This is a genomic window from Bacillus halotolerans (genome assembly GCF_004006435.1).
Taxonomy (GTDB): Bacteria; Bacillota; Bacilli; order Bacillales; family Bacillaceae; genus Bacillus; species Bacillus halotolerans.
Map to the genome: position 1 here is coordinate 392,566 of NZ_CP029364.1, position 23,042 is coordinate 415,607.

Genomic DNA, 23,042 nt, shown 5'->3' on the forward strand with positions numbered 1-23,042 from the left:
TCATATGAACAGCTTCAGTTCAGAACTTGAATCAGCGATTTTCACCGATGATTTCAACCTCTGTGTGCATCTCAATCTCGTATTTTTCACGGATCGTCTTTTTCACATGGTCGATCAGATCAAGCACATCTTTTGCTGATGCTCCGCCCGCATTGACGATAAAGTTCCCGTGCATTTCCGATATTTTCGCACCGCCGATTTGATATCCTTTTAAGCCTGCTTTTTCCACTAGATTGCCGGCATGGTTCGGAAGCGGGTTTCTGAATATGCTTCCTGCACAAGGGCTTGAATACGGCTGTGTATTCTTTCTGTAGTCTTTATTGCTTTGCATTTGCTGAACGATTGATTCTTTATCCTTTTGTTCAAGCTGCAGAACGGCTTCAAGACAAACACCAGGGCGTTTCTTTTGCAATACGGACGTTCTGTAGGTGAATTCCATCTCCTCATTTGTCAGCCACTCGATCGTGCCGTCTTCAAATAAAATATGCGCTTTGACAAGGATCTTACTCATATCAGACCCGTGAGCGCCTGCATTCATATAGACAGCTCCTCCGACGGATCCCGGAATTCCGGCAGCGAATTCTAATCCCGACAAGCCTTTTTTGCTCAACGATGTAGCAAGACGCACGACTGAATAACCGCCACCGACAGTGACTTGTTCCCCGTCAAGCTCCAAGTGGTCAAGACCCGCGCCCAGCTTGATGACCACGCCTCTGATTCCTTCATCTAATACAAGAAGGTTTGACCCGCGGCCGATGACTGTCCACTTTACTTCATATTTTTTCACAACATCCATGATGTCCTTGACAGCATCTACACTGCTTGGAATGACCAATACATCCGCAGGACCGCCGATTTTCATTGTTGTATGATTTGCGAGCGGTTCATTTGCAAGCACCTTGCCGACTTCGCGTTCTTTTAATTCTTGTATCACTTTCTCCATCGTAAACCTCCGCATTCCATTTGCTTTTCTATTATTTTTTCAAATCTTCGAGTACGCTGTATAAACGGGCAGCCGCATCAGGAACACCGAGTGACTTTGTCCGTTCGCTCATATCCTTTAATGTTTGTTCATCAAGCACAATCCGGTCAAGCGCTTCAATCAGCTTTTCCCCGCTGAGTTCTGTTTCTTTCAACACAATCGCAGCATCATGCTGACCGAGAGATCGCGCATTGACCTCCTGGTGATTCGCCGTTACGTACGGACTTGGAATCAGCACACTTGGGATTCCTAGTGCCGTAATTTCCGCAATGGTCGTCGCACCCGCTCTTGCTACAATCACATCAATTGCCTTTAAATATTCTGGCATCTGATGAAGAAACGGTTTTGTGACCATATTGTCAGCTGCACCCTTGTTTTTCAGCTCAGTCATTACTTTCTCATAGTGAACCTCGCCCGTAATATACAGTACTTGATACGCTCTTGATTTCAGCGCATCCTGCATATCAATGACCGCTCGGTTAATCGGTGCGGCGCCTCTGCTTCCGCCGAAGATTAATACGGTTTTTTTCTCTTCAGAGAGTCCGAATTCAGCCATTGAGCGGCCCGTCTTTATTGAGACGACCTCAGAGGCTCTCGGGTTTCCCGTAAATACAACTTTCTCACTTGGAAAATGTGATTTTGCTTCCTCAAAACATATTGCTACTTTATTAACATATTTTGAAAGAAACTTATTGGTGATGCCCGGCAGGCTGTTTTGTTCATGAACGATACTCGGAATCCCCATTTTTGCAGCCGCGTATACAACCGGCCCGCACACATAACCGCCCGTTCCAATCACGGCATCCGGCTTAAATTCCGCTAAATACGATTTGCTTTTTTTAACGCCCTTTAGAAAACGCATCACCGTTTTTACGTTTTCAAATGAAAGCTTTCTTTTAAAACCTGTAATTTCAATGGAACGAAACGGTATATTTTCCCGTTCTACAATTTTTTTCTCTAATCCGTTTTCTGTTCCGATATATAAAAATTCCGTATCAGGATGGCGGCGCTGCACCTCTTTGATAAAGGCAAGCGCAGGATAAATGTGTCCCCCTGTGCCGCCTCCGCTTATTGCAATTCGCATAACTCTTCCCCCAGTCTCAGTTTCTCTATAACATAACGATAACCCTGTTTTTATGGACAGGGTTATCGCTTCAATTGTTTCCCAGCTTCCTGTTTCATAGGATCGCTTTACTAATAACATTCATTAATACCTCGAGTACCGGCTCACGTTCAGCAACACGCCGACAGCCATCAGCATCAGGGTCAACGATGAACCTCCGTAGCTCAGAAACGGCAGCGTGATGCCAGTTACCGGAATAAGGCCCGTCACAACGCCGATATTGATCATAACTTGGATCGCGATCATTGAAATAATCCCCACAGCGACAAAGCTGCCATATAGATCTGGTGCACCGAGCGCGATCCTGATTCCTCTCCACAGCAGCACGCTGAACAGAAGCAAAATAAGCGACCCGCCGATAAACCCAAGCTCCTCTGACAAGATGGCGAAAATAAAGTCCGTTTGCGGTTCGGGCAGATAAAAGAATTTCTGTCTGCTTTGGCCAAGCCCCATTCCGAACAATCCGCCAGGCCCTACCGCATAAAGCGATTGAATGATTTGAAAGCCGCTGCCAAGCGGATCTTCCCACGGATTTAAGTAAGAGGTAATCCGTTTAATCCGGTATGGAGCCGACAGTACCAGTCCGACAAATCCGCTCAGGCCGATCAGCCCGAGAAAGACGAAATGGGCGATTCGCGCACCGGCTACAAAAATCATGACAATACAAGTACCGACCATTACCGTTCCCGTTCCGAGGTCAGGCTGGCACATAATAATCAAAAATGCGGAAAACACGATGCCGAGCGCCGGGACAAATCCACGTCTGAATGATGTAATGTTTTTTTGCTTTTCAGAGAGAAATTTAGCAAGGAATGCTATCATCGCAAGCTTCATAAACTCTGAAGGCTGTATGCTGAATGCGCCGACTCCGATCCAGCTTCTTGAGCCGTTCCGCACCATGCCTACGCCTGGTATTAAAACAAGCACCAGCAAGAAAAAACAGATAACCATCAGCAATTTAGACCATGTCCGCCATGTCCAATAATCAACATTCATAATAAAGAACATGGCAATAACTCCGATGCCCGCAAACAGCAGCTGCCGTTTCGCAAAAAAGAATGAGTCGTCAAATTTATAATCCGCCCATACCGCACTCGCACTGTACACCATAATTAATCCAATTGTTAATAATAATAACGTAATGATGACCAATAACAAATCAGGCGATGTTTTTTTAGTAGTCAAATCAATCGACACCCCAAGCTTAAAGTCATTAGGGCTGCCGATTTCTCCAAGACAAGCCCTTACTTAAGCATATGCACGGCGTCTATAAACATGTCACCGCGTTCTTCAAATGTTTTGAATTGATCCCAGCTCGCACACGCAGGTGAAAGCAGAATGACATCTCCTTCATTTGAGAGCGCAAACGCCGCAGATACTGCTTGTTCAACATTATCGACACGTTTGACATGTTGTATTCCCAGCTCATTTCCGAGCTGTTCAAGTTTCGGTGCTGTCTGTCCGAATGTAAGCACCGCTTTGACATGCTTCATGTAAGGCTTTAAGTCATCAAAGCCGTTTCCGCGATCCAGTCCGCCTGCAAGCAGGATGACAGGTTTTTCAAAAGCCGAAAGCGCCTTGCTTGTCGCCAAAACGTTTGTTGCTTTGCTGTCATTATAAAACTTACGGTTCTTCACCGTTGTGACATACTGGAGACGGTGCTTGACGCCGGTAAAGCTTGTCAGCACTTTTTTGATGGCCTCGTTGGACGCTCCAGCCGTTTTCACTGCCGCAATCGCGGCTAAAATGTTCTCCAGATTATGCGCACCTGGCAGCACAACCTCTTCCAGAGGAAGAATAGCTTCGCCGCTGTACATAATCATGCCGTCTTTTACATAAGCGCCGTGTTCAAGCTGTTTGCGTACTGAAAAAGGAACAATTCCGGCTTCTCCGGCTTCAGCCAGGCGGACGACTGTTTCATCATCCTGATTGACAATTGCTTTATCTGAAGCTTTCTGATGCAGATACACTTTCTGTTTGGCTTTTTCATAGTTTTCTCTCGTATGATGATAATCCAGATGGGCATCAAACACGTTTAAAATCAGGCTGATTTCAGGCCTGAAGTCGTGCGTTCCCATCAGCTGAAATGACGAAAGTTCCGTTACGATCCATTCATCTCCATCAGCGTGATAGGCAACCTCACTTGCGACTGTACCGATGTTTCCGGCGATCAGCGCCTTTTGAGAGTCTGCCTTCAGCATTTCATAAATCAGCGTTGTCGTTGTCGTTTTTCCATTCGATCCGGTAATCCCGATAAATTTGGCATTAGTCAGATGGTAGGCAAGCTCAATTTCTGTCCAAATCGGGATGCCTCTTTTTTCTGCTTCCTGAACCATAATATTTTCATATGGAATTCCCGGGTTTTTGATCAGTACAGTAATCTGATGCTGATCGAACAGAGAAACAGGGTGCTCTCCGCAGACAACTTCGACCCCTTTTTCAGAAAGTTTCTGGGCTGGTTCGTTCTCATCAAAAGGCTTTTGGTCGTTGACTGTAACATAAACACCTTTTTCATGAAGAATAGACGCCGCCGCAAACCCGCTTTTCGCGAGCCCAAGGACTAAAAAATGCTGATTTTGAAAAAATAGATCGTTTTCCACTTATAACCACACCTCGATGTAAATTCCTAATACGGCAAGCAAAAGTCCCGCAGCCCAAAATGTTACAACAACTCTCCATTCAGACCACCCGACAAGCTCATAATGGTGGTGAAGCGGACTCATTTTAAAGATTCGTTTACCTGTCGTTTTAAAGCTGATGACCTGCAGAATAACGGATAATGTCTCAATGACGAATACACCGCCGATAATGACCAGCAGGATTTCTAATTTCGTTAAAATGGCAATGGTGACGATTGCTCCTCCCAATGCAAGTGATCCTGTATCTCCCATAAACACTTTGGCTGGATGCGCATTGAATACCAGGAAGCCCAGCACCGCTCCGACAACCGCGACTGAGAAAATAGCAACATCATATTGGGATTGATTCCAAGCCAGGATGGCAAAGGCGCCAAAAGCAATAGCTGCCGTCCCTGATAATAAACCGTCAAGACCGTCAGTCAGGTTGACGGCGTTTGATCCGCCGACAAGCATAAATAGCACAAGGATAAAGTAAGCCCATCCAAGATCAAATGACAGATCAGTCCCAGGAATGCGGATATCCGTCGCAAAATTGTAGTAATGATACACCGCATAAAACACAATTGCGATGATAATTTGTCCGATCAGTTTTTGCTTTGACGTCAGACCGAGATTTCGTTTCATTACGACTTTGATGTAATCATCCAAAAAGCCGAGTAAACCATAACCGATCGTGACAAACAGCAGCAGGAACATTTCCGGACTTATTTCTGAAAACTTCTGTGTCATCACAATTGTTGTCACAATGATAGACAGTATGATCATGACTCCGCCCATTGTCGGTGTCCCTGATTTTTTCTGGTGTGATTTCGGTCCCTCTTCTCTAATACTCTGGCCGAATTTTAATCTTCTTAAAAACGGAATAAGAATCGGAGAGAGCAGAACACTGATTAAAAAACCCATTAAAATTGTAAACAGAATGACTTGCTCAAGCATTGTCCTTTTCTCCTCCTGTTTCTTTCAAACGACATACGTAGTTATCATATTCATGATTTTTTTCCATATGAAAAATCTTTTCAAGCCCCATCATTCAATAACATCTCTTTCCTATGAATTCGTCTTATTTTTATTCAGTTCGACAATCGCTCTTGCTGCCACTTCAGCATCGTCAAAGTCAAAGGTTTCGTTCCCAATCTGCTGATAGGTTTCATGACCTTTCCCGGCAATGAGGACAACGTCGCCTTTTTTGGCGTTGGCAATGGCAAAGAAGATCGCCTGCTCGCGATTTGCAATGCTGTGGTAGTATTCGTTCTCTACCCCTGCTTCCATATCTCTTAAAATGGCACGCGGATCTTCGCTTCTTGGATTATCTGACGTGAAAATCGGTTCGTCAGCCAGCTCAACAGCGATTTTCGCCATTTTCGGGCGTTTCGTCTTATCTCTGTCTCCGCCGCAGCCGACAACAACAAAAAGCTTTCCTTCCGCCATGTCTTTGCATGTCTTCAGCACGTTTTCAAGGCTGTCCGGCGTATGCGCGTAATCAACAATAACCGGAAATTCCTGCTGCTGATTAACCAGTTCAAAACGGCCTCTTACGCCATGCAATTCTTCCACAGCTTCTGTAATGGTTTCAAACGGAATGCCTGCCGCAATACATGTCGCAACAGCAGCAAGGACGTTATACACGTTAAACTGTCCAACGAGCGACATCGTGATGTGCTTAGTGCCTTTGTTCGTCACCAGTTCAAAACTCGTGCCCTGTGCAGTGGTTTTGATATCTTTCGCCATTACATCAGCATTGTTTTTAATTCCATATGTAGAAATATGTGCCGCAGTGACCTTTTCAAAATAAGCGCTTGCCTCATCATCCGCGTTTAAAACAGCCCGTTTTGGATTTTCATGGTTGAATGCCCCGCCAAGCTGAGAAAACAGCAGGCTTTTTGCCTGTCGGTACTCCTCCATCGTTTTGTGATAGTCAAGATGATCCTGTGTTAAGTTCGTAAACACGGCAATGTCATAATCACAGCCGTGAACCCGTCCCAGTGACAAAGCGTGAGAAGAAACCTCCATGATGGCCGTGTCGACATGCTTGTCATTCATTTTTTTAAATGTTTGCTGCAACGTGACGCTTTCCGGTGTCGTGTTTTTAACAGGAAGTGTTTCGTCATCGATTTTAATGTACATCGTGCCGATTAAGCCTGTTCGTTTCCCCGCTTTTTTGAGAATCTCATCAACCATATGGGTCGTTGATGTTTTTCCGTTTGTGCCCGTTATTCCGATCAGCTGCAGTTTCTTTGTCGGCTGTCCGTAAAACGCATCAGACAAAACGCTGAGCGCCCGCAGTGACTGCCGGACAATGATGACAGGCACATCCACATCGAGCTCCTTTTCAGCCACAATAGCCGCTGCGCCGTTTTCAACTGCTTTTTGCGCAAAATCATGGCCATCTACCGTATACCCTTTTACACATACAAAAAGACTCCCTTTCTTTACTTCCCTGGAGTCCATCTCAATTGAAGTTATTTCAGGGTCTTGTGAGTCATTTACAGAAGGTTCGGTTGTTAAGTATGTAAGCAGCTTTGTAAGTTTCATCGTATCAAACCTCTCAACATTCTATTCGTTCTTTTTATCATTGAAGTCACATCAAATGATGTGATAATGACTTTTAAGCATACAGTTCATATTTTAGCGTAAAAAAAAGGATACATCCAGCTAATCTTGAAAGATATCAGCATTTTTCTGCAATAAAATAATAGGCAGCCCGAATCAATCGGCTGCCTCCTTTTCATCTTCTTCAGTCAAATAAACACGTATCTTAGAGCCCTCTTTTACTTTTGTTCCTGCAGCTGGTGATTGTTTGACGATTTTGCTTCCTTTCCCGGAAGCATCTATATTCAGATTCACCAAGAGTGACTCAAGATCTGAGACAGACATCCCTACAACATTCGGAACTTCTATTGTTTTTGTGTCGTTCCATTGGTATTTTTTTTCGATTTGATTTTTCCTAGGCTTAACACCAAGCTCCGGCAGGCTGTCTCTCATAATACTTCCCACAATAGGCGCTGCAACGGTTCCGCCAAACTGAATCGTGCCTTTCGGGTTATCCACCGCGACATAGACGACAAGACTCGGGTCGTCAGCCGGTGCGAAACCGATAAATGATACAATATGGTTGTTTTCGAGGTATTTTCCATCTTTAACCTTTTGCGCTGTTCCTGTTTTTCCGCCGACACGATAGCCTTCGACAAACGCATTGCGTCCGGTGCCTTCTGCAACGACGCTTTCTAAAGCATAGCGGATTTGTTTTGATGTTTCCTTAGAAATGACTTGTTTCTTGGCGATTGGCGATTGTTTTTTGACAGTTTTTTTGGTGACCGGATCAAGCCACTCTTTTGCTATATAAGGTGTGTAGAGCGTGCCGCCGTTAACAGCGGCAGAAACGGCTGCAACCTGCTGAATCGGCGTGACGGATACTCCCTGTCCGAAGGCGGTTGTCGCTTGCTCAACCGGGCCTACTCTGTCAAGCGGAAATAAAATCCCTGTTCCTTCCCCCTGCAGGTCAATCCCGGTTTTTTGGCCAAATCCAAAGCCTTTTATATATTTGAATAGCTTTTCTTTGCCCAATCTCTCGCCCAATTCAACGAAGCCGGGGTTACAGGAGTTTTGCACAACTTCAAGGTACGTTTGCAGCCCGTGGCCGCCCCTTTTCCAACAGCGCAGTCTTGCTCCGTCTACTTCTGCATGCCCTTTATCATAAAATTGGTCACGTTTCAGGTTGACTTTCTGCTCCTCCAGAGCCGCCGCAAGTGTAATAATCTTAAAGGTAGAACCCGGCTCGTATGTGCTCCATACAGGGAGATTCCGATTGTAAACGGACGGGTCAACAGATTGGTAATCAGCCGGATCAAAGTCAGGTCTGCTTGCCATTCCAAGTATTTCTCCGTTTTTCGGATTCATTGCGACTGCAATCATACCGTCTGGATGATATTTAGCTTCAGCATTATCAAGCTCTCGTTCCATTATGGTTTGCACCTTCGAATCCACAGTCAGCTTCATATCGAGTCCATCCTTAGGAGGCGTGTAGTCATCCGCTTCATCGGGCATTTTCTTCCCTTTGGCATCTGTATAAAACTTAACAGAGCCTTTTTCTCCTTTTAAATCATCATCATAATAGGCTTCAAGCCCAAGAAGTCCTTGGTTATCAATACCGGCAAACCCAAGCACATGAGATAAAAAGCTGCCGAACGGATAATGGCGGATACTATCCTCCGCTACATACACCCCTTTTAAATCGAGCGCTTTGATTTCTTTTGCCTTCTCATTTGAAATTTTTCTCCCTTCTGGCGTAATCTTTTCTATCGATGCTTTTTTCGTGACGTGCTTATATACTTTTTCTTCAGACATATTTAACACCGCAGCCAGCTGTTTGCTCGTTTTCAGCGGATTCTGGACTTGGCGCGGCACGACAAATACGGTCGGTGCACTTTTATTTGTGGCAAGCTTAACGCCGTTCCGATCAAGGATCTCTCCCCGTTCCGGCTCAAACGGCAGGTTCCGGCTCCAAGAATCCTTCGCCAGAGAAGTCAGTTTCTCTCCCATGACAAACTGAACATACCCCAGCCTTGTATCAATGATCAGAAATACGATCACTCCAAAAAGCAAAACAAATAATAAACGTTTTCTAACCGTTACATTCGAGACGCGCAAGGCACCGTTCACTCCTTATTTAGGCTTGTTTCATTTTATGCCTGCGTGTGGACAGGTAGAACGGCGCTCCTCTTTGGAGATATAAAAAAAGAAAGCTCACCCAACAGGGTAAGCTTTCTTTCTATTTAATCAGGATTCTTAAACTTCACCTTGATCACGGTTCCGTCTTTTATTTCTTTGTCCTTCTTAACGCTTTGGCTCACAGCGTAACCTTGTCCGCTCACTTCAATATGAATTCCTGCCAAATCGCCGTATTGAAGAACCTCTCTTCTCGACCAGCCTGTCATATCAGGCATCTTGATTTTGCCCCCCGTTTTCAGGAAGATCTTCTGATTGGTCAAAACTTCCTCACCCGCTTTTGGATATTGCTCTTTTACTGCAATATCACTTCCGATCACAATCGGTGTGAGGTTTTCGTCTTTCGCTTTCTTTTGAGCACCTGTTACAGTTTGATCTGTTAAGTCAGGCATCGCCTGCGCTTTCGTTTCTTCCTTATTTGAATCAGACGTTTCAGTCGGTTCAATGTTCAGATAATGCAAACTGTTTTTCATTGTTGGGTTGAAGATTTCAGATACTGGATTAGAACCTGTTTCATCATTTTCTAATTGCGGCTGCTGCACTGCAACATAGATCAGCAGCTCAGGATCATCTTTAGGCGCCATTCCCATTACGGAAAATACGTAATTATCGCGTCCAGATAGATAACCGTTCTGTCCGGCAATTTGCGCTGTTCCGGTTTTAACAGCCACATCAAAACCTTCAATTTTATATGGCTGTCCAGTACCAATATCAGAGGTAACGACATCACCTAAAATATTACGAACCTTTTTAGCGGTATCCGCAGAAATTGGGGTACCGGCGGACTGAGGTTTATTTTGATAAATGGTTTTTTTCTTGTCAGGGTCAACAATATGGTCTATGACATAGGGTTTCATCATTTTACCGTCATTTGCTATCGCAGTTGCAGCCTGCAGCTGTTGAATTGGTGTAACAGCAGAGGCTTGGCCATATGCAGTCGATGCTTTGTCAAATTCATATTTAAAATTGATTTTACTTGATGCTTCACCCGGCAAGTCAATGCCTGTTTTTTGATAGAAATTGAACTTATGAAGATACTCATTAAACCGGGAATAGCCCAATTTTTCATTAGCCAGTTTGGCAAAAGCAACATTTGAAGACCTTACAACACCGTCATGATATGTTGTTGGCCCCCAGCCTACACCATCATTATGGTCCCTTACAGGTTCTCCGCCAACTATATATGTTCCGGACTTGTACTTTTCATTGCCGTTATACACATTCTCCTGTATGGCAGCAGCGAGTGTGAAAATCTTCATCGTTGACCCGGGCTCATACGCATATGAAATCAAATCGTTATAGTAATTCGTCACATCACGCGTATTCGGGTCAAAACTTGGACGCTGACCCATTGCTAACACTTTGCCCGTTTTCGGATCAACAACTGCGGCCATGACTTTTTTCGGTTTATACTTTTCCGCCACTTTTGTCATACTGTCTTCTAAAAAGGTTTGAATTTTCTGATCAATGGTTAAATATACATTGTCACCATTTTTTGGCGCTGTAATTTTATTTTTGCTGTTCGGGAGCTCCCAGCCGGATTTGTCACTTTCATATGTTACGTATCCGTCCCGCTCCTTCAAATACTGATCCAGCACTTTTTCTAAGCCCATCGCGCCCGTAATTTCATTTGTTTTTTGGTCAACCTCGGCATAGCCGATTAAGTTGGACGCAAATATGCCGTTCGGATAGTACCGCTTTGTATCACGCAAAAATGAAATTCCCGGAAGTTTCAGCTTTTCGATTTTCTGTTTTTGGGAATAGGTAATATCCCGGCCTGCTGATCCGAACTCAACTTGTTTTGCACCCTTCTTATTTAAGATATCAAGGATTTCAGCCTTGTCCAAATCTATCACTTTAGACAGTTCTTCCGCTGTTTTTTCCTTGTTCTGGACATGCTGCGGATGCTTTTTGTCAGTTGTCATTTTTTCATCAAGAACAGCGATCAGCTTATACGTAGCTGTATCCTCAGCAATCACTTTTCCATTTCTGTCTAAAATGGAGCCCCGGCTCGCTTCGATTGTCCGTTTCTTTTCATGCTGCTCTGTCGCTTTTGTCGCAAGCACTTCACCGTCGGCTTTTCCGGTTATTTGAATATATGCCATTCTCCCAAGGATGACAAAGAAAAAGAGAGCGAAACAAATACTTAGAATCGCTGCTCCTCTGTTCATAAATTTATTCTTTTTTGGCATTTGAATCATTCCTGTATGTTTTTCACTTTTTTATCTTTTAAATTCAAGCCGTTCTTTTTCGCAATATCCATAATGCGCTGCGGCTTGCTTAAATCAGCAACGCTTTTTTCGAGGTCACCAATCTGCTTGTTTTCGGAAGAAATTTGCTCTTCAAGCTTTTGCACCTCTATATTTGTTTGGTAAGCCGCATATGCCTTCGATACGATCAAAAGCGATACGCTCAGCACTGCCGCAGCGAAGAGGACGAGAAGCACCTTTTCTCCGAGTGTAATGGAAGCCCTTTTCTTGACAATCACTTTTTTCTCAGGACTGATCGCATGCCGTTGCTGTTTCTCTGGTTGATAAGCTAAATTGCTCATAGGCTGATGACCTCCTTTTAAGTTTGCGTTCGCGTATTGTTATTTTCTTTTTTCAGCAATTCGAAGCTTCGCAGAACGAGCACGATTGTTTTCTGCCAACTCTTCTTCAGATGCCGTGATCGGTTTTCTTGTGATAAGCTTGAGCTCCGGTTCAAACTCTTCCGGTATAACAGGAAGACCCGGAGGAAGTTCCGGAAGTGACGACTTCTCTTTAAACGTAGATTTACAAATTCTGTCCTCAAGTGAGTGGAAGGTAATCACTGATACCCTGCCCCCCGGCTTTAACACGTCAATTGCTTGCTCCAAAGCCTCTTCAAAAACCTTCAGTTCATCGTTCACAGCAATTCTGATTGCCTGAAACACGCGTTTTGCGGGATGTCCTCCGCTCCTTCTGGCCGGAGCGGGAATCGCGTCTTTTATTAGATCGACCAGTTGGCCCGTAGTTTGAATAGGAGATTTGCTTCTTGCCTCCTCAATTTTTCTGGCGATCTGTTTGCTGAACTTCTCTTCACCGTATTTAAAGAAAATACGGACAAGATCCTCATAGCGCCACTCATTTACGACCTCTTTCGCCGTAAGCGTGGCCGACTGGTCCATCCTCATGTCCAAAGGTGCGTCATGATGGTAACTGAATCCTCTTTCCGGTGTATCCAGCTGCGGGGAAGACACCCCTAAATCAAATAAAATACCGTCTACTTCAGTAATGCCGTGTTCATGTAAACATTCTTTTAAATACCTAAAGTTGCTTTTAATCAGAATAAGCTGTCCTTGATAATCGGACAACGCTTCTTCTGCATGCTGTAATGCCGTGTCATCTTGGTCAAAAGCGATTAAACGCCCTTTCTCTGATAACTGCTGTAATAAATATGTACTGTGCCCAGCTCCGCCGAGTGTGCAGTCTACATATGTACCGTCCGGTTTAATATTTAGGCCGTCAACGGTTTCACGAAGAAGTACTGTCTTGTGTTGAAACATTTGTGTTGGTCCCACCTTTTATCAGGATGAATTGAAATTGTTTTTAGAGTGTTATACACGAAGATTCATTATATATCAAACCCAATCATGTTTTCAGCAATTTCAGCGAATGAATCTTCTTGCTCTTCTGTGTATTGTTCCCAAATTACTTTACTCCACAATTCAATTCGATTCGAAACCCCGATAACAACACATTCTTTTTCCAGTTTTGCGTAATTCAATAGAGATGATGCGATATTCACCCTGCCCTGCTTGTCCAGTTCGCATTCTGTCGCACCTGAAAAGAAAAAACGGGTAAATGCGCGGGCATCTTTTTTTGTGAGAGGAAGAGCTTTTAGTTTTTCTTCAATCTGTTTCCACTCGTGCATAGGGTAGCCGAAGAGACATTGATCAAGTCCTCTTGTCAGCACAAACTGCTCACCGAGGCCTTCTCTGAATTTAGCGGGTACGATCATGCGGCCTTTCGCATCGATTGTATGCTGGTATTCACCCATAAACATGATCTTTTGCCCCACTTTCTCTCCTTAACTCACCACTATCCACCACTTCTCTCCACAACTTCATTTTACACTGTTTATACATAAAAAAAAACCCTGAACTATTCAGGGTTCTTTAAAACTTTATTTCAAAGTTTGACAACTTGATGTTGATTTTGAAAAGAAAATGGCAGATTCTTGAATGATGTGAAGAATTTTGGACCGTACCTGTTTAAATAATACATGATATTCCAAATTCGCTCTTGCGGTGCGAGCAGCGGTTTAATGCTATTTTGGATTCTCTCATAATCCCTTAAGACATAGCCTTCTTTTTCTTCAATTCGTTTTGTCACTGTACGCTCTAAAAACTGAAGCTGGTCCTGAATAAACGCCGCGTTCTTCAGGAGCAAAGGCTCCATGCTCTGATCAACCTTAAGCGCCTCCTGCCGGACGGTTTTATGAATTGCTTCAATCTGGTTTTTTGCTTGCTCAATCACCGCGGTAAACTCTTCTGGAATCTGGTGTTCAAAGTATTTTTCTTTTTGGTTTTCCGTCCCGCCTTCTATCGCCTCTTGTAATGATATCTTTCGTTCAACCAGTTTTTTCTCAATATGGCGCTCGACTATCGTGATGTTCAGCCTCGGCATAACAGGAGGCATTTTAAAGCCCATCGCTGCAAAAGCCTGTTTGAGCTCACCCCAATAGTTGATTTCACCGGGGCCCGCGATAAATGCCAAGGTAGGAATCAAAAATTCCTGCATTAACGGTCTCGTTACAACATTATTGCTGAAGCGTTCAGGATGTTCTTCTATATGCGTATAAAGTTCATCCATCGACCATGCCAGATCAAGCTCCTTAATCACAAAGCGGCCGTTGTCCTTCTCAATTAAAAAGCGTTCCTCTTCATATTCATAAAACAGATTTGCCTGCTCTTTTCCAGACTCGATAATCGGCTTGTAGCCCGCTCCGCGCATGAAGTCCTGCTGTTTAGAAACAGCGTGTGCAAGTTCATCATTGTCACGGAGGATCTTTTGGAACATGGCGGTTTCCAGCTTTTTAATTCCCGGGTCTCCGGAATTTAACAATACTAAGCCTTCCTCTTGAAACAGATCCGCAATCAGCTGTTCAAAGAAATCAGTAAACGTAACAGATTCCCTTAAACATCGTTTCACATGTTCTAGAAGTGTGTTCGTATGGTCTGTTTCTTCAAAAGCCGCAAACACGTCGTCTATCCATGCGGCGCATTTTTCTTGGTCAAGCGGTGTGTTGGCGGCAGATGACTTTTTCCAGTAAGACTGCGGAAGCTTTTTCTTCACCGGACCGCTTTCTTCTAACGTGTGGACAAAATTAATTTCATCCAAATCATGGTCTTCTCCGGCAACCCAAAAGATCGGTACAACAGGCACTTGCAGCTGTTCTTCCTTTTCCTTTGCTAAAACAATAATTGAGATGATTTTATGTATAGTGTAAAGCGGTCCTGTTAAAAGCCCTGCCTGCTGTCCGCCGACAACAGCAACACTTGACGGATCCTTCAGCTTCTCAATAGAATGCTGCATGGCGCTTGAGCCGAATTTGTTGTGATAAGAGGATAAATAGGCTGTCAATTCCTCTCTTGCGAAAACCCGCGAGGATAAATCTTTCAGTCTTTCTTGCCACATATCCTTATGATGAATGCTGTAATCAAAAAAAGAAGACATTTCTTCTTTACCATCTATATAGTGCTGTACAAACACATTCTGATTTTTGATGGAAAGTTCAGTTAGCTGCATCTTCTAGAACTTCCTTTCTCCAATAAATAGTTAGTTATCCGAAACGAGTATAGCATGTTACCAGAAAAGCTCAAAAGACTTTGTTTGGGTTTCGCTCCAAAGCTTTGATGCTGCCATGTAAAAACGCAAGGTGAACAGCGTCGCGGCCTTGAAGCTGTGCTTCTTTCAGCAAATATCCGAGGATGGCGTCAGCCTCCGTCTGCCGTCCGGCGGCCACATCGACCAGCATGGAAGAGCGATTGTCTTTCGTTTGCTCACAAACTGCACGTACACGCTCCCAGGCCGCCTCTTCATCTTCCAGCCGCAAAATGCTGCACGCCTCTTGAAAAACGAGCTTCATATAAGAAAAATAAGCAGGCACAGTCAACAGCTCTCCATTTTTCACACGCAGAAGCGCAGTTAACGGATTGATGCAGGCGTTTACGATCAGCTTGCCCGTCAGCAGGCGATACCAATCCATCTCATAGCGAATTGGGAATTCGGAATGGTTATGCTGAAGCACCGCGTTCAGGAGATCTGGTTCAGCTTGCTTGAACGCGCTCCATTTTATCGCACCAATGCCTGTATGTTCAACGGCTGTATCCGATTTCCTTACAGCACCGTGCTCAACAACCCCAACATAAACGGAATGGTCAGCACCCCAGTCTTTAAGGCCGTGTATATGGTCCATACCGTTTTGCAAAAATAAAATATTTGTTTTTTTGATTCGTTCAAGCATCGGGAAAACAGTCTGAAGCTGATGCTGTTTCACTGTCACGACAAGAAGGTCAAAACATGAATCAATAGCTGTGCCCGCGCTGCAATGAGCATTGAACGCTTTTCCGGCTTTATAAAGCTGAATCCCTTCCGATTGAATCGCTGCGGCCTGTTCATCCCGCCTTGTCAAAACAGTCACCTCATGATCCAAAGATAAATAATAGGCACATAAAAGACCGACGGAGCCCCCGCCGATAATTCCAATTTTCATGATGTCACACCCAATTTAACATTTACGTATTATCATAGCAGAAGTATGAAAAAAATACTTCACAGAGATTTCAAAACACTTAAATTAAAGTTTAAATATTTGGATTTTTTAAATAAAGCGTTTACAATATATGTAGAGAACAACAAAGGGGGAGATTGGTTTGATTAAAGTAGAACGTCTGCTCGTCAACTATAAAACGCTTGATGAATTCAAGAAATTCAAAGAATACGGTATACAAGAGCTCTCAATGCTTGAAGATCTTCAAGATAATATCATTGAAAATGACAGCACTTCGCCTTTTTATGGGATTTATTTCGGGGATAAACTGGTAGCGCGAATGAGTCTGTATCAAGTCAATGGCAAATCAAATCCTTACTTCGACCAACATCAGGATTACTTAGAGCTTTGGAAGCTTGAGGTCCTTCCAGGTTATCAAAACAGGGGCTACGGTACAGCATTGGTTGAATTCGCCAAATCATTCAGAATGCCGATTCGAACAAATTCTCGGATTAAATCAGCAGAGTTTTTTAGTAAAATGAACTTTGAACCAGTCAAATATGACATGGCGCGGGACAAAGGGGAAAACCCGCTCATCTGGCATCCGGATATGGATGGTGAAATGACACCGGGTGAATCAGCATAAACATGAAACAACCGGCCTTTGATGACTCTAGGGCCGGTTCATTTGAGGGTTCATTACGTTTCTTGAGCTGTTTTTTTCAGTCTCCCGTCTTCCTTCGAAACAACCATTTTTCTGGCTCGATCCATAATATCGATCAGTGCCTTGTAGTCCTCTTCTGTCATCTCCAGCTGGTTTCTCAATGTTTGGTTTTCACTCCGTAAATCCTCAAGTTCTTTTTGCAGCGACTGAATTTGCTCCTTCATTTTTTCCTTTTCAAAGTGGAATTCTTGCGCGGACGGCGCCTCTTTAAACTGTTCGAGAAACTCAATCACATCCTGAATGGACAAATCTCTTTTCCCCTCTGAAGCTGCCGGGGCTGCCTGCTTGACGGAATTCGGCATATTGACGGAATGAACCCCGATTTGTTTCCTAAGTTCTTTCCGCTGTTTTTTTGCCAGTTCTATGCCTGATTGATATTGCTTTCTCACATAAGAGTTCCACCTGAATCCGCAGGCAGCGGCTGTTCTGGTCAGTGCCCTTCCGACCTCCTCAAAGGCAGAAAGCTGTGTTCCGCCCTCGCGAATATGACGAAGCACTACTTCTGCCAGCAGCAAATCCTCATCCTGTGTCCAAGCATCTTGTCTTGTAATGGTCAAATCAATCTCCCTCCATGTCAGCTTATTTATCTCATACATATGCCGGTAATAGATTAGATAGACTATTTGCACTCACAAATTTTCTGCAAGCTGACAGGAAGAAAAAAAGAAAAAGCGCAGGGTTTTCACCCTGCGCTTTTCTTATTAGTTACTTTTTACATTTATGTCTTTGCCGTTGTATGATCCGCATGCTTTGCATACACGGTGAGACAATTTCATCTCTCCGCATGACGGACATTCTGTCATACCAGGTACATTAAGTTTGAAATGTGTACGGCGCAATCTTTTTTTCATTTTAGAAGTTCTTCTAAAAGGTACAGCCATTATTCCCACCTCCTTAAAGAGTTAAGATTCATCATCTTGTTTTAAGAGCTTTTCAAGGGCTGCAAGTCTCGGATCGACTTTGTTCTTCTTGTCTTCCTCTGAAATGACTTGCCAGTCCTTTCCTTCTTGAGGAGCAGCTCCTTTTTCTTGTTCAGATTCACAAAAGATTTGCATAGGGATTTCTAAAAGAATTTCTTCTTTCACGATCGGAGTTAAGTCGATAGTATCGTCCTCAACAGTGTGAACGTCATCATCTTCTATATCATCCGTCTGATGAAATATAAACAGTTCTTTTGTCGAAATTGTAAATGGATACGGTACATCAACGAGTGTTCTTGAGCATGGCAAAATCATTTCGCCTGAGATCGTAAAATCAAACGAAACCTGCTTAGATTTGATATCCGCTCTGCCTTTCACCCTTACAGGAGAAATGCGGCGAATGTCAGAATTCAGCTTTGTCAGCTCATGTAACTCAACTGTCTCATCAAACTCAAAACTCGGTTTTTTCATTTGATGCAACTGATAAATCGTCCATTTCATTTGTATCACCTCAGGAAAGCAACAAACATGATTATAGCTTTTAAGAATGTTTTTGTCAATATTTTTTCTTTACAGCATAATGCTGCCAGCCAAGCATCGTTGACAGCTGAATATACTATGCATACACTTAAATCAAAAAAGACGTAAGAGTTTTCAATTGCAAATGTACCATACGTTTTTAAACATAGCAAGAAAGGCGGAAAAAATATGAAAGCTGTCGGATTGGTGGTTGAGTACAATCCCTTTCATAACGGACATCTTTATCATGCCCAAACAGCCAAGCGGCAAACCGGATGTGACACGGCTGTTGCGGTGATGAGCGGACATTTTCTGCAGCGCGGGGAGCCTGCGGTTGTATCTAAATGGGCCCGCACAAAAATGGCGCTTCAAAGCGGAGTCGACCTCGTAATCGAACTGCCTTATCTTTACGCGGTGCAAAAAGCGGAGATTTTTGCACACGGCAGCGTCTCCACTTTGAACAAACTGGGATGCGAGGCACTGTTTTTCGGGAGTGAGAACGGACAGATTGAGCCGTTTTTAGAAACCGCAAAGGTAATGGATGAGCATAAAGATTCGTTTGATCAATGTATCAAAGAAGAGCTTAAAAAGGGTGCCAGTTATCCATCAGCTGCTGCTATCGCCTTCAAATCGATTTTACATACAGAAAACGGACTTGATATGTCGAAGCCGAACAATATTTTGGGGTACCATTATGTGAAATCGATTCTTTCCGGCAGATATGAAATGAAACCCTATACGACATCGAGAATCTCCTCGGATTATCATGATGCCGACCTTCCTGATGAAGACAGCCATATCGCCAGCGCAACCAGCATCAGAAAAGCCCTGATTGAAAAGCCTTTTGAAGACTGCGTTACGTTTCTTCCCGCAGCAGCTGCATGGGAATTAGCGAATTACCGCAAGTCTTTCGGGCTGTGGCATACACCAGAAAGCTATTTTTCTTACTTGAAATATAGTCTTTCGACTCTCACAGCCTTAGAATTACAGCAAATATACGAGGTTGAGGAAGGGCTGGAGAACAGAATCCTCCGTTCAATCAGAAAAGCCAGCTCCTATCAGGAATTTATGGAGTTTCTGAAAACAAAGCGATATACGTGGACGAGGCTTCAGCGGATGAGTACACACATTTTAACGAGAACGAAAAAACAGGAGATTCACCGTCTGCTCAATGTCGAGGAGGTGCCTTATATCAGACTACTTGGGATGACGAAAAAAGGACAGGCCTTTTTATCAGAAAAGAAAAAGGAGCTGTCCGTTCCGCTTGTCAGCAAGCTGGCCTCCTTTTCCCACCCCGCTCTCGATCTCGATATTAAAGCAAGCAGAATCTACAGCCTTGCGATAGAAGAACCCCTTAGAACCGAGTTTGATTTACAAGAATACGGACATGCCCCAATACGATATGACGAGGATGAACACCGTTTTTTGAGCATATAAAAAAGCACCTGGATAGGGACTGACCCCATAAGATGAGACAAATAAAAAACACCTTCAAGTTTGAAAACGGATAGTTGTTATCCGAAATAAGACTTGGAGGTGTTTTTTGTATGGGAACAAGAATGAGTTATCCGATTGAAGTCAAACAGAAGGCTGTAGAAATGAGATTGGCAGGCGTGCCTATGAAAGCGATCATGCAGGAATTGAATATCAAGAATAAGACGCAGGTTCAGACAAGGGTTAGATGGCATAAGGCTGGGGATACACATCGATTTGAACAGCCTGTTGGTAAGCAATACACTTACGGAAAAGGTCCGGAGTATTCTTCCGAATTAGAGAAACTGCAGGCAGAGAACCGTTATCTGAGACAACAGAATGAAGTTCTAAAAAAGTACAACGAATTGGAAAGGAAGTTGATAGCCAAACGTCAGTCGAACTTGTAGAAGTATTGCACGGCACAATGACCGTACAGAATATCTGTGTTCATTTAGGTATCTCACGAGCGTCTTATTATCGTTGGAAGAAGAACCTGATGAAAGATCATCCCAAGTGCCATTTGGAAAAACATATCGGCACGTTGTGCCGAGAGCACAAGTATCGATATGGATATCGAAAAATTACAGCTATATTAAAAAAGGGAATGCGTATTAACCATAAAACGGTTCAGCGTATCATGCAGAAAAATCAGTGGCAGTGCCGGGTTAAGGTGAAAAAACGCAAGAAGAATGGGCAGCCATATGCCGTGGCCGATAATGTGTTGGATCGGAACTTTCAGTCTGATCGCCCTCTTGAAAAACTAGTAACGGACATCACATATTTGCCTTATGGACAGAAACAATTGTACCTTTCCAGTATATTGGATGTATACAATGGAGAAGTGATTGCTTTCACGATTGGAGATAAGCAGGACACAGACTTTGTCTTAAACACACTTGAACAACTGCCAACACTGCCTCAGAACTGCGTGTTACATAGTGACCAAGGATCTGTGTATACATCTTATGAGTATCAGAAAGCTGTTAAAACAAAAGGCATTACCATGAGCATGTCCCGCAAAGGGACGCCCGCTGATAATGCCTCCATCGAATCGTTTCATTCCTCACTAAAGTCTGAAACGTTCTATCTTAACAGCATTAATCGAACCACGACCGCCATCGTAGAACGCACTGTCAAAGAATACATTTATTATTATAACAACATTCGTATTCAAACGAAACTAAACAGCCAATCACCGATAAGCTATCGGCAATTGGCTGTATAAAAGTGTTTTGATCCCTGTCTCAAAAACAGGGGTCAGTCCCATATCAGGTGCTTTTCGCTTTCAGCTTATTCAAATAATCAATCGCATCCTGCATCGTATCAACAGGCACGATCTTCATGTCCGAATCAATGTCTTTCGCTGTTTTTACTGCATTTTTGTAATCAGAATTGCTGGCGCCGTTTTGATTCGGAGCGAAGAAAATGTCTTTGCCGGCTTTGTCTGCGGCAACAACTTTTTGGTCAATGCCGCCGATCGGGCCGACTTTCCCGTCAACATCAATCGTTCCGGTGCCTGCAATGTCGTAGCCTTTTGTTTCATCTGTTTTTGTCAGCTGATTATAGATTTCAAGCGACATCATTAATCCCGCTGACGGGCCGCCGATATTTTCGATTTCGAAATCAATATCAGGCTTTACCTTGACGTTTCTGTCCGTATACAGCGAAACCCCGATTCCGGCACGGCCAGGCTCATCAGGAAATTGTTTTAACGCAAGGGTGACCGTCTTATCTTTTTCTTCTCTTTCGATTTTTAACTTTACTTTATCCCCGGCTTTTTTGCTGCTGATATAATCGATCAGCTTTTCAGCAGACTGATAGTTTTTTCCGTCCGCACTGATGATTTTATCGCCGACTTCTATTTTCCCTTTCGCCGGCATGTTTTCGACAACTGAGCTTGCGTAGATGCCGTTAAAGGAATAGCTTACTTTTTTTCCTGCCTTTTGATATGCGGCGATGACGGCATTTTCCTGTGAGCTTTTCATCATTTGCAGCTGCCGTTTCATATATTCCTTATCTGATTCGCCTTCTTCCTTGATGCTTTCATCAGGAACAATTTCATAATAGGGGTGCATTTTAGCCCATGCGTATGTAAATGGATTAGCCGGTCCCACTTTGACAGTCATTAAGGACAGACTCCCTGTTTCCGGGTAGCCCCCCTCCACTTTTATCAGTGAGCCGAGCTCTGTCGCTTCTCCCGGTTTTGTAATATAGTATGGCAGTTTTATAAATGATACAACGGCAATCAGTATGAGGATGACAAGCATCCAGCTGAAATGTTTTTTACGTAGCAAGTTATTAGCCCTCCCAATTCTCTATTTCTTTTTTTATCTGGCTGATGATTCGGTTTGTTGCCTGCTCGCCCGCTGTTATCATCTCTTCAATATTGGCAAACGAGCTCGAGCTGTATGTTTCTAGAGAAGGGCGAATCATGATATCAGCGGCGATCGTCTGATGTCGCACCAATTCATTTTGGAGTATATCCATACTTTGCATGATTACATCAAAAATATGCGCCGCCTTTTCGGTTTTCCGAACCCTGGAGACATCTGAAGCGATGATAATGTCAGCCCCCATATCTTTTACAACAGAAACCGGAATACGGTCGACCACCGCGCCGTCTACGAGAAGCCGTCCGTCCAGCTTCTGCGGAATAAAAATGCCTGGTATGCTGATGCTTGCCCGAACCGCATCTGACACTGATCCTTTGCGGAAAACAATCTTTTCTCCTGTCTGCAGATCACACGCGACAATTCCAAGAGGGATTTTGAGTTCCTCAATCGGTTTGCCGAATGTATAAGCATGCACGAGCTGCCTGACACGGTCACCTCTCAAAAAACCGAGTTTCGGTACCGTGTAATCAGCATAGAGCCGCCGTTTGAAAGCCTTGGCGACTTTTTTCATCGTTTCCACGTCATGCCCCGCGGCATAGAAGCTGCCGACCAAAGCGCCCATACTGCTCCCCGCAATCATATCCACATCAATTTGGTGCTTATGTAAACTGGAAAGCACGCCGAGATGAGCAAGTCCTCTGGCGCCTCCCGATCCTAACGCTAACCCGATTTTAGGTTTGGCCAACATGTTAACCTCCTGCCCGAATTCCCTGTATACGGAATTCTATGGTCTAAACTGAACCCCTATGCTCGTATATTAGTACAAAGGGTCAAGAGGACAGGTACTGCTTGGCCGTTTCGAGTCATAC

Annotated in this window: 21 protein-coding genes and 1 pseudogene; 4 read left to right on the forward strand and 18 right to left on the reverse strand. The window is 43.8% G+C overall.

Annotated elements, in window-relative coordinates:
- Nucleotides 1-31: 31 nt before the first annotated feature.
- The 13 genes from murB to DIC78_RS01815 form a co-directional block, all read right to left on the reverse strand.
- Nucleotides 32-943, reverse strand: coding sequence for a UDP-N-acetylmuramate dehydrogenase (gene murB / locus DIC78_RS01755; protein ID WP_024121317.1), 912 nt, complete (start codon nt 941-943; stop codon nt 32-34).
- A 31-nt stretch (nt 944-974) separates the two neighbouring features.
- Complete coding sequence (gene murG, locus DIC78_RS01760; protein ID WP_044155976.1) at nt 975-2,066, reverse strand: undecaprenyldiphospho-muramoylpentapeptide beta-N-acetylglucosaminyltransferase; 1,092 nt, start codon at nt 2,064-2,066, stop codon at nt 975-977.
- Nucleotides 2,067-2,189: 123 nt separating this feature from the next.
- Complete coding sequence (gene spoVE / locus DIC78_RS01765) at nt 2,190-3,290, reverse strand: stage V sporulation protein E (protein WP_003221421.1); 1,101 nt, start codon at nt 3,288-3,290, stop codon at nt 2,190-2,192.
- A gap of 59 nt (nt 3,291-3,349) precedes the next feature.
- Nucleotides 3,350-4,705 carry a UDP-N-acetylmuramoyl-L-alanine--D-glutamate ligase gene (gene murD / locus DIC78_RS01770; protein WP_127695287.1) on the reverse strand — a complete coding sequence of 452 codons (1,356 nt, stop codon included), beginning with the start codon at nt 4,703-4,705 and terminating at the stop codon, nt 3,350-3,352.
- Nucleotides 4,706-5,680 (reverse strand): phospho-N-acetylmuramoyl-pentapeptide-transferase, encoded by a 975-nt coding sequence (mraY, locus tag DIC78_RS01775; RefSeq protein WP_024121314.1) that lies wholly within the window; start codon nt 5,678-5,680, stop codon nt 4,706-4,708. It lies immediately after the preceding gene.
- 111 nt (nt 5,681-5,791) lie between these two features.
- Nucleotides 5,792-7,276, reverse strand: a complete 1,485-nt coding sequence (locus DIC78_RS01780; RefSeq protein ID WP_127695289.1) for a UDP-N-acetylmuramoyl-L-alanyl-D-glutamate--2,6-diaminopimelate ligase — start codon at nt 7,274-7,276, stop codon at nt 5,792-5,794.
- Between the two features lie 174 nt (nt 7,277-7,450).
- Nucleotides 7,451-9,391: a stage V sporulation protein D gene (locus tag DIC78_RS01785; RefSeq protein ID WP_024121311.1), complete on the reverse strand. Its 1,941-nt coding sequence runs from the start codon at nt 9,389-9,391 to the stop codon at nt 7,451-7,453.
- Between the two features lie 125 nt (nt 9,392-9,516).
- On the reverse strand, nt 9,517-11,661 hold the full coding sequence (pbpB, locus tag DIC78_RS01790; protein WP_434056701.1) for a penicillin-binding protein 2B: 2,145 nt from the start codon (nt 11,659-11,661) through the stop codon (nt 9,517-9,519).
- 5 nt (nt 11,662-11,666) lie between these two features.
- Nucleotides 11,667-12,020: a cell division protein FtsL gene (gene ftsL / locus DIC78_RS01795; protein ID WP_003232200.1), complete on the reverse strand. Its 354-nt coding sequence runs from the start codon at nt 12,018-12,020 to the stop codon at nt 11,667-11,669.
- A 39-nt stretch (nt 12,021-12,059) separates the two neighbouring features.
- Complete coding sequence (gene rsmH / locus DIC78_RS01800; RefSeq protein WP_044155985.1) at nt 12,060-12,995, reverse strand: 16S rRNA (cytosine(1402)-N(4))-methyltransferase RsmH; 936 nt, start codon at nt 12,993-12,995, stop codon at nt 12,060-12,062.
- Nucleotides 12,996-13,063: 68 nt separating this feature from the next.
- On the reverse strand, nt 13,064-13,495 hold the full coding sequence (mraZ, locus tag DIC78_RS01805) for a division/cell wall cluster transcriptional repressor MraZ (protein WP_003221402.1): 432 nt from the start codon (nt 13,493-13,495) through the stop codon (nt 13,064-13,066).
- Between the two features lie 125 nt (nt 13,496-13,620).
- Nucleotides 13,621-15,240 (reverse strand): bacillithiol biosynthesis cysteine-adding enzyme BshC, encoded by a 1,620-nt coding sequence (gene bshC, locus DIC78_RS01810; RefSeq protein ID WP_127695291.1) that lies wholly within the window; start codon nt 15,238-15,240, stop codon nt 13,621-13,623.
- Between the two features lie 70 nt (nt 15,241-15,310).
- Nucleotides 15,311-16,207 carry a 2-dehydropantoate 2-reductase gene (locus DIC78_RS01815; protein ID WP_106020656.1) on the reverse strand — a complete coding sequence of 299 codons (897 nt, stop codon included), beginning with the start codon at nt 16,205-16,207 and terminating at the stop codon, nt 15,311-15,313.
- Between the two features lie 160 nt (nt 16,208-16,367).
- Here DIC78_RS01815 and DIC78_RS01820 point away from each other — a divergent pair, with 160 nt between their 5' ends.
- Complete coding sequence (locus DIC78_RS01820; protein ID WP_127695293.1) at nt 16,368-16,850, forward strand: N-acetyltransferase; 483 nt, start codon at nt 16,368-16,370, stop codon at nt 16,848-16,850.
- Nucleotides 16,851-16,903: 53 nt separating this feature from the next.
- On the opposite strand, the gene gerR is transcribed toward DIC78_RS01820, so the two are convergent.
- The 3 genes from gerR to DIC78_RS01835 form a co-directional block, all read right to left on the reverse strand.
- A complete protein-coding gene (gene gerR, locus DIC78_RS01825) occupies nt 16,904-17,485 on the reverse strand; it encodes a sporulation-specific transcriptional regulator GerR (RefSeq protein ID WP_106020655.1) in 582 nt (193 codons plus the stop codon).
- A gap of 144 nt (nt 17,486-17,629) precedes the next feature.
- A complete protein-coding gene (gene rpmF / locus DIC78_RS01830) occupies nt 17,630-17,809 on the reverse strand; it encodes a 50S ribosomal protein L32 (RefSeq protein ID WP_003154457.1) in 180 nt (59 codons plus the stop codon).
- Nucleotides 17,810-17,830: 21 nt separating this feature from the next.
- Complete coding sequence (locus tag DIC78_RS01835; RefSeq protein WP_024121301.1) at nt 17,831-18,349, reverse strand: YceD family protein; 519 nt, start codon at nt 18,347-18,349, stop codon at nt 17,831-17,833.
- A gap of 27 nt (nt 18,350-18,376) precedes the next feature.
- On the opposite strand from DIC78_RS01835, the pseudogene DIC78_RS21655 reads away from it, so the two are divergent.
- The 3 genes and pseudogenes from DIC78_RS21655 to DIC78_RS01845 all read left to right on the forward strand — a co-directional run bounded on the left by DIC78_RS21655 (nt 18,377) and on the right by DIC78_RS01845 (nt 21,065).
- Nucleotides 18,377-18,560, forward strand: a pseudogene (locus DIC78_RS21655) (hypothetical protein).
- The gene (locus tag DIC78_RS01840; RefSeq protein ID WP_127695295.1) at nt 18,557-19,804 is read left to right on the forward strand and encodes a nucleotidyltransferase; all 1,248 of its coding nucleotides are present in this window, start codon (nt 18,557-18,559) and stop codon (nt 19,802-19,804) included. The pseudogene DIC78_RS21655 and the gene DIC78_RS01840 overlap by 4 nt, the downstream one beginning before the upstream one ends.
- 110 nt (nt 19,805-19,914) lie before the next feature.
- A protein-coding gene (locus DIC78_RS01845) for an IS3 family transposase (protein WP_127695297.1) occupies nt 19,915-21,065 on the forward strand; the annotation gives its coding sequence in 2 pieces (ribosomal slippage) (nt 19,915-20,188 and nt 20,188-21,065; 1,152 coding nt in all).
- A gap of 43 nt (nt 21,066-21,108) precedes the next feature.
- On the opposite strand, the gene ddcP is transcribed toward DIC78_RS01845, so the two are convergent.
- On the reverse strand, nt 21,109-22,134 hold the full coding sequence (gene ddcP, locus DIC78_RS01850) for a protease DdcP (RefSeq protein ID WP_127695299.1): 1,026 nt from the start codon (nt 22,132-22,134) through the stop codon (nt 21,109-21,111).
- Nucleotides 22,135-22,138: 4 nt separating this feature from the next.
- On the reverse strand, nt 22,139-22,918 hold the full coding sequence (locus tag DIC78_RS01855) for a patatin-like phospholipase family protein (RefSeq protein WP_127695301.1): 780 nt from the start codon (nt 22,916-22,918) through the stop codon (nt 22,139-22,141).
- Between the last annotated feature and the right edge of the window lie 124 nt (nt 22,919-23,042).

What these genes read in the sequence shown, in the direction of transcription:
- DIC78_RS01835 (WP_024121301.1), bottom strand. Translation starts at nt 18,349, where the DNA reads ATGAAATGGACGATTTATCAGTTGCATCAAATGAAAAAACCGAGTTTT.
- bshC (WP_127695291.1), bottom strand. Translation starts at nt 15,240, where the DNA reads ATGCAGCTAACTGAACTTTCCATCAAAAATCAGAATGTGTTTGTACAG.
- DIC78_RS01780 (WP_127695289.1), bottom strand. Translation starts at nt 7,276, where the DNA reads ATGAAACTTACAAAGCTGCTTACATACTTAACAACCGAACCTTCTGTA.
- pbpB (WP_434056701.1), bottom strand. Translation starts at nt 11,661, where the DNA reads ATGCCAAAAAAGAATAAATTTATGAACAGAGGAGCAGCGATTCTAAGT.
- murB (WP_024121317.1), bottom strand. Translation starts at nt 943, where the DNA reads ATGGAGAAAGTGATACAAGAATTAAAAGAACGCGAAGTCGGCAAGGTG.
- DIC78_RS01815 (WP_106020656.1), bottom strand. Translation starts at nt 16,207, where the DNA reads ATGAAAATTGGAATTATCGGCGGGGGCTCCGTCGGTCTTTTATGTGCC.
- rsmH (WP_044155985.1), bottom strand. Translation starts at nt 12,995, where the DNA reads ATGTTTCAACACAAGACAGTACTTCTTCGTGAAACCGTTGACGGCCTA.
- mraY (WP_024121314.1), bottom strand. Translation starts at nt 5,680, where the DNA reads ATGCTTGAGCAAGTCATTCTGTTTACAATTTTAATGGGTTTTTTAATC.
- mraZ (WP_003221402.1), bottom strand. Translation starts at nt 13,495, where the DNA reads ATGTTTATGGGTGAATACCAGCATACAATCGATGCGAAAGGCCGCATG.
- rpmF (WP_003154457.1), bottom strand. Translation starts at nt 17,809, where the DNA reads ATGGCTGTACCTTTTAGAAGAACTTCTAAAATGAAAAAAAGATTGCGC.
- DIC78_RS01840 (WP_127695295.1), top strand. Translation starts at nt 18,557, where the DNA reads ATGAAAGCTGTCGGATTGGTGGTTGAGTACAATCCCTTTCATAACGGA.
- murG (WP_044155976.1), bottom strand. Translation starts at nt 2,066, where the DNA reads ATGCGAATTGCAATAAGCGGAGGCGGCACAGGGGGACACATTTATCCT.
- ftsL (WP_003232200.1), bottom strand. Translation starts at nt 12,020, where the DNA reads ATGAGCAATTTAGCTTATCAACCAGAGAAACAGCAACGGCATGCGATC.